An 11,991-nucleotide genomic window follows, 5' to 3' on the forward strand; every position below is an offset into this window, starting at 1 on the left:
TGTAAATCCGGTTCTTTTGCTGTGAGTAAGCGGAAGAGGGTGTGGGCCGACAGACCGCGCCGCGGCCCACACCAGAGGTAAGGGCGTTATTCCGCCGGAGTAGTGGGCGCTTCCTCGACCACGACATTCTCGTTCACCAACTCGTCTTCCTTGTGGAAAAGCGGATAGATGTAGAGGAACGCGGCTGAGATCAGGTAACCCGCGGACACGCCGCTTAGCTCAGGCCAATGCAGGCTGGCACCGTGGATGATCCCGAAGGCAGACATAATTGCTGCCGCCAAGGCAAAGCCGCCGGCATTTCGGAAGTTTCCGTCGATGACGCTTGCCACAATAGCTCCCCAGATTAGACCGGTCAGGATCGCACCTTGGGACAGGGCCAAATGACCCTCGAAATGGGCGCCTTGCTGCAGAAGGGCAGCCGTCAGCGCCTCGTCGCCAAGTTGCGGCAGTCCAGCCACGCCAACAGCACCAAGGGCACCGATGAGCGATCCCCATTTGACCATCAGGAAGGCTGATACATGCGGCATCATCGCAAAGGTCACGGCGGCCATATGGTCGGTTTTGACCGAATGTGCGGTATTGGTGATCAGGCTGAGCGCCACAAAGACCAGAACCGGTGCGGCAGCCGCCACAGGGATCAGGTTGTTCAGGAACGCCAGCAGACCCAAGAACGCGGCCACAGGGATCACAACCCCCACGCCAATGATATATCCAGCATGCGCGCCCATGCGCTTATAGGCCGGATGGCCGATATAGGCGGTGGTCGGGAACGGCGAGCCGAAGACCGCGCCAATCATCGTGCCTACACCATCGGTGATCTGGCACGTTGCTACCGGGTAGTGGTCTCCCGCAGCCTCAGCGCTTTCTACGTTATTCATCGTTTCGATGAAGTTGTAGATCTGCACCGGCACCAGAACCAGGAACAGTTCCGGGTTGGCGAACAAGTGCTGAATACCTGCAATCAGGTCACCGATATAGGGCATTGGCGGGTAGAAGCCGACGCCATCCGTGCTGATCTTGGCTTCGCCAATGGCAAAGGCCACAATCGTCCCGACGATCAGCGCAAGCAGACCGGCCGGAATGTTAAACGGCAGGCGGAATCGTCCGACCAGCCCCCACAGGATGATGATCATCGAGGCAAAGCCGATGAATGGGTTCTCGAACACGGTGGCCAGCGGCACAGTACCGATGAACACAAGCGCGATCCCGCACAGCGTGCCCAGCATACCCGCGCGCGGCGTGACCCGTTTCAGCCACGGACCGATGAGTGCGCCCATGGCGGCAACGATACCCCCCATGAAGCCTGCGCCGATCCCAACCTGCCAGGCCAGAAGCGGGTCATTTGTCGACCAGTAGATCGGCCCGATCACGCCAAACAGATAGACAAACATCACCGGCGTCGAAATGCCGTAGGGCATTGCCGTCACGTCCCGCCCATGTTCTGCAGCAGCGCGTTTGGCCAAGCCCACATAGACCGCGATCCCGGCAAGGATGGCGATGGCTGCCCCCGGTACGATGCGCCCATAGACGATGTCTGCCGGCATTTGAAAGACGAACTGACAGATGCCCGCCAGAACCATCAAGTTGATCAGGTTATCGGTGAACAGCGCCCAGAACGCGCTGAAATCGCTGCGGTGAAACAGCTTGTAAGTGTAACTCCCATCCCTCATGGGGACCTCCTTCAATCAAACCGAGTTCACGCCGGATCCTCCACGATCCATAGCCAACCCGTGTTGTTTCACTGCGCCGCGATATGCGAGACAGCGCCCCAGTCAGGGGATTTTGCGGCAGTTTCAGAGGTCAATGCCGTGATCACTTCGGCCACCACGACGGCGGCGATCACGGCGGGCCGCTTGTCGCGGCTACCGCCTACCCCAATGGGGCAGATCAAGGGTGCGACGGACAGACCGTCACAATGCTTTCGGGCCCAGCTTGCGAGTTTTGCCCGCTTTGTGGCTGAACCAATCATTCCAACATAGGCAGCGTCACCGCGTTCAAGCGCGGCTGAGGCCAGCAAAAAGTCCAACCCGTGGTCATGGGTCAGCACGATGAAGGCACTGCCTTGTGGTGCATTCATCACGTCAATTTCGGGGACCACGCTCAGCCGTTTTTCCACAGTGGCGTGCGACAGGGCCAGCTCGTCTTCGCGCTGATCTACCAGAACGCAGTGGACCGGAAGGTACTGAAGAAGATCCGCCAGTGCGCGACCGACATGCCCAGCGCCCAGAACATAGACCGCTGGCTGCTGGGCCTCTTCCAACTGCACGGTTTCCATGGCGATGTCTTTGTCTGTCGCGCTCATACGCGAGACACTGATTTCGACACGCCCGCCACAGCATTGGCCGATCTCTGGCCCAAGCGGGACATCCAGATGTTGCGACAGATCGCCATTCGCCAGCAAAGACCGCGCGGCCTCGATCGCCAGATACTCTAGCTGACCACCGCCGATTGTGCCCCACAATCCATCAGTTTTCACATACATTTCGGTCCCGGCCATGCGGGGGGAGGAACCACGCACTTTGGTCAGCCGCACACTCGCGACTGGGCCGGGACCGTTGAGGAACTGAAGAAGGGATTGGGCGGAATACATCGGATCACCCCTGTGTGCGCAGGCGTTCGACCGCCATCAAAACGCGCTCGGGTGTGGCGGGTGCTTCAAGACGCGGGCAGGTGCGATAGTCATTCACCGAGGCCACCGCCATAGACAGCGCTTCCAGCACGGATACGCCCAGTACGAACGGGGGTTCGCCCACCGCTTTCGACCGCTTGATCGTCATTTCGCGGTTCTCGGACCAGTCCGCAAGGTCCACGTTGAACACGCGCGGACGGTCACTGGCGAGCGGGATTTTATAGGTCGACGGCGCATGGGTACGCAGACGTCCGGCGTCGTCCCACCACAGTTCTTCCGTGGTCAGCCAGCCCATGCCCTGCACAAAGGCGCCTTCCACCTGCCCCTTGTCCAAGATCGGGTTCAGCGATCGGCCCACATCATGCAAAATGTCCGTCCGCTCGATCCGGTATTCCCCGGTCAGCGTGTCGATGGCGACCTCGGAGCATGAGGCCCCATAGGCGTAGTAATAAAACGGCCGCCCGGTGCCCGAAGCACGATCCCAGTGGATTTTCGGGGTCTTGTAGAACCCCGCAGCCGACAGCTGCACGCGCGCCATATAGGCTTCTTTGATGAAGGTATCGAAGGCGATGGTTTCATCCCCGATCCGCAAATGGTTGGGGCGGAACTCTACCGCATCTTCCGTCACGCCACGGCTTTCCACCGCGAAGGCCACCAGCCGCGCCTTGATCTGCTCGACTGCATCCAGCGCCGCCAGTCCGTTCAGGTCAGCCCCGGACGAGGCCGCGGTCGCTGACGTGTTCGGCACTTTCTCGGTCGTGGTCTTGGTGATCTTGATCCGATCGAAATCGACCTGAAAGGCCTCGGCCACAACCTGCGCAATCTTGGTGTTCAACCCCTGCCCCATTTCGGTCCCGCCATGGTTCAGGTGGATCGAGCCGTCATTGTAGACATGGACCAAAGCACCCGCCTGATTGAACCAAGTGGCGGTAAAAGAAATGCCGAACTTCACCGGGGTCAGCGCGATGCCGCGACGGATCACGCCGCCTTTGGCATTGTGTTCAAGGATCGCTTTGCGGCGCGCCTGATAGTCGGCGCTGTCTTCCAGCTCGTCAACGATCCGGCCGATAACGTTGTCTTCGACCGTCTGATGATAGGGCGTCACATTGCGCCCGTCCGTTTCATCGCCATAGAAGTTGGCCTTGCGGATCTCCAACGGGTCTTTACCCAGCGCAAAGGCGATCTCTTCGATCATCCGCTCGGCGGCCACGGCGCCCTGCGGCCCACCGAACCCACGAAACGCGGTGTTCGAGACCGTGTTGGTCTTCTGCGGGCGCGAGGTCAGGCGCACATTGGGATAGTAATAGGCGTTGTCCGCGTGAAACAGCGCGCGGTCGGTGACCGGGCCAGACAGGTCCGAGGAATACCCGCACCGGGCTGCAAACTTGCTGTCCACCACCTGAATGCGGCCGTCTTCGTCAAACCCCAGATCATAGTCGATCACGAAATCATGCCGTTTGCCGGTTGCCGTCATATCCTGATCGCGATCCGGGCGGATCTTGACGGGGCGGTTCAGCTTCTTGGCACCCAGCGCGGCAACAGCGCAGAACAGGTTCATCTGGCTTTCCTTGCCGCCAAACCCACCGCCCATACGGCGTACATTGACCACGACCGCATTATTTGGAACGCCCAAAACATGGGCCACCATATGCTGCGCCTCGCTTGGATGCTGGGTCGAACAATGGACGATCACGTCGTCATCTTCGCCAGGAATGGCAAAGGCGATATGGCCCTCCAGATACATGTGATCCTGACCACCGACTGTCATCTGCCCCGAGATACGGTGCGTGGCAGCGGCAAACCCAGCTTCAACATCACCGCGCTCCAACTTCAGGGGATCGGTGACAAGGGGCATGCCTGCCTTCTCAGCACCCACCGGGTCCAGCACATGAGGCAGAACCTCATAGTCCACATCTGCAAGCTCTGCCGCCCGACGCGCTGCATCACGGGTATCGGCGATTACTGCAAACATGGGCTGGCCGTGGAACTCCACCTTCTCGGTCGGAAACACCGGTTCATCATGACGCCCTGTGGGGCTGACATCATTCACGCCCGGCACGTCTTCGGCGGTCAGCACGGTGACCACACCGGGGGCCTGACGTACACGCGATAGATCCATCGACAGGATTTTGCCGTGGGTCACGTTCGAGACCCCAAGATAGGCATGCAGCGTTCCGATCGGCTCGGCGATGTCATCAGTATAATCCGCACGCCCCTGCACCTGTTTGACGGCACTGTCATGTTTCAGGTTCTGATGCGCGGCACCTTTAACGGCTTGAATATCTTTCATCACATCGCCCCTTATGCAGTCGCCAAACGTGCGGGCACGTCACTGGCAGTGTCATGTTCAAGGTGGAAGCGGCGCAGCAAGTTCCCCGCCACAAGCAGCCGGTATTCTGCAGACGCGCGCCAATCCGAGAGTGGTGAGAAGTCTTGCGCCAGTGACTTGGCAGCTGCATCGAAAACCTCTGCGCTCCACGGTTGTCCGACCAGTGCAGCCTCGGCACCAGCGGCACGTTTCGGGGTGGCGGCCATGCCGCCGAAGGCGATACGGGCGTTGGTGATGATCCCATCTTCGACCGATATGCTTAACCCGGCAGCAACCGACGAGATATCCTCGTCCCGACGTTTTGAGATCTTATAGGCAGCGTCAATCTGCGACGCAGACGCGCGGGGAATACGGATGCTGGCGACAAACTCGCCCTCATCACGGTCCTGTTTGCCATAGTCGACAAAGAAATCCTCCAGCGGTAACGCGCGGTCTCCTTTGGTGCTGTGCAACGTCACCTCGGCGCCCAGCGCGATCAGAACCGGCGGCGTGTCCCCGATGGGCGAGCCATTAGCGATATTACCCCCGATCGTGCCCATGTTGCGCACCTGCCAGCCGGCAATCCGGTCCCAGTATTCGCCCAGATGGGGGAAGGCCTGACGGATCGCAGACTGGCTTTCGCTGTAGGTCACACCCGCGCCGATGGTCAGCGCGTCGTCGGTCATCTTGATGGATTTCAGTTCATCCAGATGGGTGATGAATACGACCGGAGAGATGGGTCGCATGAACTTTGTCACCCACAGCCCCACATCCGTCGATCCCGCGACGATGGTCGCCTTGGGGTTCTCGGCCAAGACAGTGGCAAAGTCGGCAACATCAAGCGGCAGAATGGCACGGTCGTCTTCCGGCCCGATCTCAATGCGCGCGGTCTGAGCCAGCTCGGACAGTTGCGCGGTCACCGTCGCACGCTCGGTGTTCAAAAAATCATTTGCCGGGGTGCCATATTGGTTTACCGCCAGCGCCGCCTTCACGATGGGTTCGTAGCCAGTGCAACGGCACAGGTTCCCTTGAATGGCGGTTTCAACCTCATGAGCCGCCGGCTGCGGGTTCTCCATCCACAGCGCGTAAAGCGACATGACGAAGCCGGGGGTGCAGAACCCACACTGGCTGCCATGGAAATCCACCATTGCCTGCTGCACCGGATGCAAGCGCCCATTGGGGCCGGCAAGGTGTTCAATCGTGACGATGTGGCAGCCGTTCAAGGACGCCAGAAACCGAATACAAGCATTCACGGTCTCATAGTGCAGCACACCATTTTGAAGCCGCCCGACCATTACCGTACAAGCCCCGCAATCGCCTTCCGCACAACCTTCTTTGGTGCCGGTCAGACGCTCTTCAATCCGCAGATAGTCCAGAAGCGTCAGCGTGGCTTTCACTCCAGAGACGGTCTTTTCCTGTCCGTTCAGAAGAAAGCGAATGTTGCTCTGATTAGTCATAAGGCCTCCCAAAACCTATCCCGCGCGTGCGGGTATAAAGGTGATGTTACGGCGAGTGACTGCTTGGAAAAACGATGGCTTTTGGGAAATACTTTCAACAGATCGTTGATAATGTCTATGATGGGCGAAAGCGGCACTAAGGTGCTTTGAGAAAAGTAAGGAAGCCCAATGGCCTATATGGAAAGCTTGCGAGTCTTTTGCCGCGTGGTCGAGCTTGGCAGCATCACGTCTGGCGGACGCGACCTGCGTCTAACGCCTGCTGTGGCAAGCAAACGGATCAAGGAACTTGAGAAGCATCTGGGGGTTCGGCTGTTCAATCGTACGACTCGGTCGCTGACCCCCACAGAGGTGGGACAGCAGTTCTACACTGAGGCGTTGCGCATTCTGGAAACGGTGGACGAGGCCGAAAGCATCGTTGCGCGCTTCTCGGACGCGCCACGCGGCACGGTTCGGGTGACGGCCCCGATGGCCGCCGGGCGGCGGATCATTGCCCCCTTGGTGCCCGAGTTTGTGGACCAGAACCCGAACATCGACGTGCGGATGCGGATGTCTGACCGCAAGGTCGACATTCTTGCAGACGGACTGGACGTGGCCTTCTTTGTCGGAACCCCGCATGACAGCAGCCTGAAACTGCGCAAGATTGCCGATTGCGAACGTGTGCTTTGCGCGGCCCCTGAATACCTCGCACAGGCCGGCACACCCGAGCACCCTGACGACCTGCTTCAAGGCCATAACTGCCTCTTGCTGCGGTATCCCCGGTCACCCGAATACTATTGGACGCTCAACACCGAGGCCGGGTATCGCAAGTTCGAGGTGTCTGGAAAATACGACGCGGATGACAGCGATGTTCTGTTGAACTGGGCGCTGGACGCGCGCGGGATCGTCAACAAACCGCTCTTTGAGGTGGCGGAACATCTTCAATTGGGACGGTTGGTGGAAATCCTGCCCGATGCCCGGCCTATGCCGTCGATGTTCGGATGCCTTTACCCTCACAAGAAACTGCAGGACCCAAAGATCCGCCTTTTGGTGGACTTCGTTGCGCGCCGTGGGTTGGAGACGCTCAAGGCAAGCAGCACTCTGACAACGTAAAACGCCCGCCACGGAGAACCGGGCGAGCGCTGTCTGGGTTTGTGTGTCCGATCAGAAATCGACTTCGATGGCGATGCCTTTCTCGATCGCAAGATCCACGACCGACGCAGCCACGGCAAGGTCCTGAAGCCCGACGCCGGTTCCGTCAAAGAGCGTGATCTGATCGTCAGATGTCCGCCCTTGATGAGTGCCGTTGATCACCGCGCCGATCTGCGCCACGTCACTTTCCTGGATCAGCCCTTGCCCTACAGCGTGCTGCGCTTCGCCGATGGTGATGGACTGCGCAACTTCGTCGGTGAAAACATCCGCCTTGACCAGAAGCTGAGGATCGACCTCTTGCTTGCCTTTGGTGTCGGTGCCCATGCAGGCGACATGCGTGCCGGGGCTGACTTGGCCTGCACCAAGGATCGCGTCGAATGACGAGGTGATCGAGATGATCATGTCTGCCTCGGTCATGCCATCCAGTTCGACTGCCTCAAAGGGCAGTCCAGCTTCGGCGGCAACCTTCGCAAGGTTGGGCAGCATCTCGGGATGCAGGTTCCAGCCAATCACCTTCTCAAATGATCGCTGCTCAAGTGCGGCGCGAAGCTGGAACGTCGCCTGATGGCCCGCACCAATCATGCCGATCACCTTCGCATCCTCACGTGCAAGATGCTTGATCGACACGGACGACGCAGCGGCGGTACGCAGGGCAGTCAACAGGTTCCCCCCCACCATCGCCTTGGCCTTGCCGGTGTCCGGGTCAAACAGGAATACGGTTGACTGGTGATTGATGATCCCGCGCTTTTCCAGATTGTTGGGCCAATAGCCCCCAGCCTTCAGCCCCAAGGTCAGCCCGGCCTGATCAAACCCACCTTTGAAGCCATAAAGCGCATCTTCGTGGCCGATCGCCTCGCGGATCACCGGGAAATTATAGGCATCCCCTGACGCCATCGCCGCAAATACTTGTTCCACCGCGCTGAAGGCGGCCTCGCGGGTCATGAGGCCCGCAATCTCCCGTTCAGGAACGATATACATGTCTGTGTCCTTTGAAAAAGCGGGTGGAGCGTGACTGACACTCCACCCAGTTCAGGAGCGCTCGACCCATCTTCAGGTCAACCGCAGAGGTTCTTTAAAACGCTTTGCCGCGGGCCGAGACCGGCCAGAGGGTTTCCACTTTGCCGTTCCGCACCCCGACATACCAATCATGCACGTTGGCGGTCGGATCACAGTGGCCCGGTACAAGGCGCAGCTTGTCATTGACCTTCAAGGCACCGTCCGGATCAGAGACCACGCCATGTTCGTCCGAGCATTTGATGTATTCGACATCATCACGCCCAAAGACCACGGGCAGACCGCTGTCGATTGACTGCGCCTTCAGGCCCGCGTCAACGATGGCCTTGTCGGCCTTGGTATGGCTCATCACCGAGGTCAGGATGAAAAACGCATTCTCCCATTCGCCTTGGTCGATCCGCTTGCCGTCCTTGTCGAGGATACGGCCATAGTCGGCATCCATGAACGCATAAGACCCGCACTGCAGCTCGTTATACACGCCCGAGTTCGACTCGAAGTAATAGGATCCGGTGCCCCCGCCCGAGACAAGCTCGCACGCGATACCTTCGGCTTTTAATCCGTCAACGGCGGCCTTCACCATGCCGATGGCGACATCCAGCTTTTCCTTGCGCGCCTCATAGGTGTCAAGGTGCTGCATCGCGCCCTGATAGGCCTGGATGCCCGAGAATTTCAGGTTGTCAGCGGCATTGATTGCCTTGGCGATCTCGATCACATCCGCGGTCGAATTCACCCCGCAGCGCCCTGCCCCGCAGTCGATCTCGATGAAGGTTTCCAGCTCGGTGCCGTGTTTCTGCGCGGCCGCCGACAGGTCGGCCACGTTGGCCAAATCATCGACACAGACGATGATCCGGCTGCCCAGTTTCGGCAGCTGCGCCAGACGGTCGATTTTCAGCGGGTCACGCACTTGGTTCGACACCAGCACGTCTTTGATCCCGCCACGCACGAACACCTCGGCCTCGGACACTTTCTGGCAGCAGACGCCGACCGCGCCGCCTAGATCTTCCTGCAGCTTCGCCACATCCACGGACTTGTGCATTTTCCCATGCACCCGGTGACGCATCCCATGCGCCTTGGCATAGTCGCCCATCTTCTTGATATTGCGCTCTAGCGCGTCCAGATCCAGCACAAGCGCTGGGGTCTGGATGTCTGCCTCGTCCATGCCCGGCAGGGCCGGAACGTCAAAGCCAACGACGAGGTTTTCAAAATTGGTCACAGCGTTCATTGTCTGTCTCCTTCACAGGGTCCACGGCAGGCGGTCGAGATCGACATTGCCGCCGGTAATGATGAGGCCCACGCGCTTGCCCTTAAACGCGTCGGGATTTTTCAGGATGGTAGCAAGCGGCACCGCGCTCGAGGGTTCCATGACCACCCGCAGGTGCTTCCAGATCAGTTTCATCGCGTCGATGATTTCGGGATCCGAGGCGGTGTAGATCTCGCTTACGTGGTTCGACACAAAGTGCCAGGTCAGATCCTTCAGCGGCACCAGCAGCCCATCCGCGATGGTCTTGGGCGCGTCATCTGCAATGATGTACCCTGCCTTGAAGCTGCGGTAGGCGTCGTCGGCCTGCTCGGGCTCGGCTGCGATCACTTGCGTATCCGGGGCAAGCGTCGACAGCGTCAGACAGGTGCCCGAGATCATGCCTCCCCCCCCGATCGGCGCGACAACGGCGTCCAGACCATCGGTTTGTTCGATGAACTCGCGTGCACAGGTCCCCTGCCCGGCGATCACGCGATGATCGTTATAGGGGTGCACGAAATCACCGCCGGTTTCAGCTTGCACACGGGCAAAGGTTTCTTCCCGCGAAGACGTGGACGGTTCGCATTCCGTGATCTTGCCCCCGTATCGACGCACCGTGTCTTTCTTGGCCTGCGGCGCGGTGCGCGGCATGACCACGTTGCAGGGAATGCCCCGCTTCATGGCCGCATATGACAGGCACGAGGCATGGTTGCCCGACGAATGGGTGGCCACGCCCTTGGCCGCCTGTTCCTCGTCCAGCCCGAACACCGCGTTCGAGGCACCGCGTACCTTGAAAGCCCCCGGCTCTTGAAAGTTCTCACATTTGAAAAACAGCTCGGCCCCGGTCAGCTCGTTCAGGTAATCCGACGTCCGAACCGGTGTGCGGCGGATGTAAGGCTGGATGCGCGCATGCGCCTCCAGCATGTCTTCAAAGGTGGGGATATACATCGGCGTATCCTTCATTCCGCAGCCTCTTGCTGGGTCATGGCGGCGCTTCCGCGATAGTATTCCTGCGCCGTCGCAACTCCGAGGCCCAGCGTGATGTCTAGGCCAAGATCGACCATGCACATCTCAGCCGTCGCGATGCCCGACAGGGCCATGACGTCGGTCATGCTGCCCAGGTGTCCAATACGGAACACCTTGCCCGCGACCTCGCCCAACCCAACACCAAAGGCGACGCCGTATTTTTCGGCCGCAAGGGTCACGATGTCGGTGGCGTTGAAATGCGCAGGCGTGCGGATTGCACTGACCGTGTCGGAATAGACATCCGGGGACGCGGCACAGAGCTCTAGCCCCCACGCCCCCACGGCGGCGCGTACACCTTCCGCAATGCGGTTGTGGCGGACAAAGACCTTCTCTAGCCCCTCATCCAGCAGCATTTTGCAGGGCTCGTTCAGGCCATTCATCAACCCAACAGCGGGTGTGTAGGGATAGGCGTTGTTGGCATAGCCCTTCGCCATGTCGTGCACATCGAAGAACGTGCGCGGCAGCGTGCCTATCTTGGTCGCCTCCATCGCCTTGGGGCTGAAGCCAACGATGGCCAGACCGGCGGGCAGCATGAACCCTTTCTGAGACCCGGTCACAGCAACATCAACGCCCCATTCGTCAAAGCGGAAATCCATCGACGCGATCGAGCTTACGCCATCGACGAACAAAAGCGCGGGGTGACCGGCCGCATCCAGCGCACGGCGCACCGCGGCGATGTCCGATTTAACGCCGGTGGCGGTTTCGTTGTGCGTGGCCAAGACCGCCTTGATCTCGTGACCTTTGTCCGCGGTCAGGATCTCTTCATAGCGATCTGCGGGAATGCCTTCGCCCCACGGGGTTTCCACGATGGTGACACCCAAGCCGTGGCGCTGGCACATGTCGATCCAACGATGCGAGAACATGCCGTTGCGCGCGGCAAGGATTTTGTCGCCGGCAGACAGGGTGTTGGTCAGGGCTGTTTCCCAGCCGCCCGTGCCGCTCGATGGGAAGATGAAGACTTCGGCGGTGTTGCTCTTCAGGATCTTCTTCACGCCCTCGCGGGCCGGATGCAGGATCTGGCCGAAAAGCGGCGAGCGATGGTCAATCGTCGGCATATCAGATGCCTTGCGCAGACTTTCAGGGATGTTGGTCGGGCCCGGAATGAAAACGGGATTCTGAAAACTCATTGGGTTCTCCTTCGTCATTGAAGCCACCTTATCCGGCCCAAAATCCGAGGGATATTTTTTTGAAT

The 11,991-nt window shown here is 59.6% G+C and carries 9 protein-coding genes; 1 reads left to right on the top strand and 8 read right to left on the bottom strand.

The window, feature by feature from the left end; all coding sequences use genetic code 11:
• Window positions 1-86: 86 nt before the first annotated feature.
• From ALP8811_RS09290 to xdhA, 4 genes are all read right to left on the bottom strand, one after another.
• Entirely contained in the window at window positions 87-1,670 is a 1,584-nt protein-coding gene (locus tag ALP8811_RS09290; protein WP_108856833.1) for a xanthine/uracil/vitamin C permease, read from the bottom strand.
• Window positions 1,671-1,738: 68 nt separating this feature from the next.
• Complete coding sequence (gene xdhC / locus ALP8811_RS09295) at window positions 1,739-2,590, bottom strand: xanthine dehydrogenase accessory protein XdhC (RefSeq protein ID WP_108856834.1); 852 nt, start codon at window positions 2,588-2,590, stop codon at window positions 1,739-1,741.
• A gap of 4 nt (window positions 2,591-2,594) precedes the next feature.
• Complete coding sequence (gene xdhB / locus ALP8811_RS09300; protein WP_108856835.1) at window positions 2,595-4,919, bottom strand: xanthine dehydrogenase molybdopterin binding subunit; 2,325 nt, start codon at window positions 4,917-4,919, stop codon at window positions 2,595-2,597.
• A gap of 11 nt (window positions 4,920-4,930) precedes the next feature.
• Window positions 4,931-6,394: a xanthine dehydrogenase small subunit gene (gene xdhA, locus ALP8811_RS09305; protein ID WP_108856836.1), complete on the bottom strand. Its 1,464-nt coding sequence runs from the start codon at window positions 6,392-6,394 to the stop codon at window positions 4,931-4,933.
• Window positions 6,395-6,562: 168 nt separating this feature from the next.
• Between xdhA and ALP8811_RS09310 the strand changes: the two genes are divergently transcribed.
• Window positions 6,563-7,483, top strand: coding sequence for a LysR family transcriptional regulator (locus ALP8811_RS09310; protein WP_108856837.1), 921 nt, complete (start codon window positions 6,563-6,565; stop codon window positions 7,481-7,483).
• 51 nt (window positions 7,484-7,534) lie between these two features.
• Here ALP8811_RS09310 and bhcD read toward each other — a convergent pair whose 3' ends face one another.
• From bhcD to bhcA, 4 genes are all read right to left on the bottom strand, one after another.
• Window positions 7,535-8,500, bottom strand: a complete 966-nt coding sequence (gene bhcD, locus ALP8811_RS09315) for an iminosuccinate reductase BhcD (protein WP_108856838.1) — start codon at window positions 8,498-8,500, stop codon at window positions 7,535-7,537.
• 94 nt (window positions 8,501-8,594) lie between these two features.
• On the bottom strand, window positions 8,595-9,758 hold the full coding sequence (bhcC, locus tag ALP8811_RS09320; RefSeq protein WP_108856839.1) for a 3-hydroxy-D-aspartate aldolase BhcC: 1,164 nt from the start codon (window positions 9,756-9,758) through the stop codon (window positions 8,595-8,597).
• 12 nt (window positions 9,759-9,770) lie between these two features.
• Window positions 9,771-10,736, bottom strand: coding sequence for a beta-hydroxyaspartate dehydratase BhcB (bhcB, locus tag ALP8811_RS09325; protein WP_108856840.1), 966 nt, complete (start codon window positions 10,734-10,736; stop codon window positions 9,771-9,773).
• Window positions 10,733-11,926, bottom strand: coding sequence for an L-aspartate--glyoxylate aminotransferase BhcA (gene bhcA / locus ALP8811_RS09330; RefSeq protein ID WP_108856841.1), 1,194 nt, complete (start codon window positions 11,924-11,926; stop codon window positions 10,733-10,735). Before bhcA ends, bhcB begins: the two co-directional genes overlap by 4 nt.
• Window positions 11,927-11,991 lie beyond the last annotated feature (65 nt).

It is taken from the genome of Aliiroseovarius pelagivivens, assembly GCF_900302485.1.
Lineage (GTDB): Bacteria > Pseudomonadota > Alphaproteobacteria > Rhodobacterales > Rhodobacteraceae > Aliiroseovarius > Aliiroseovarius pelagivivens.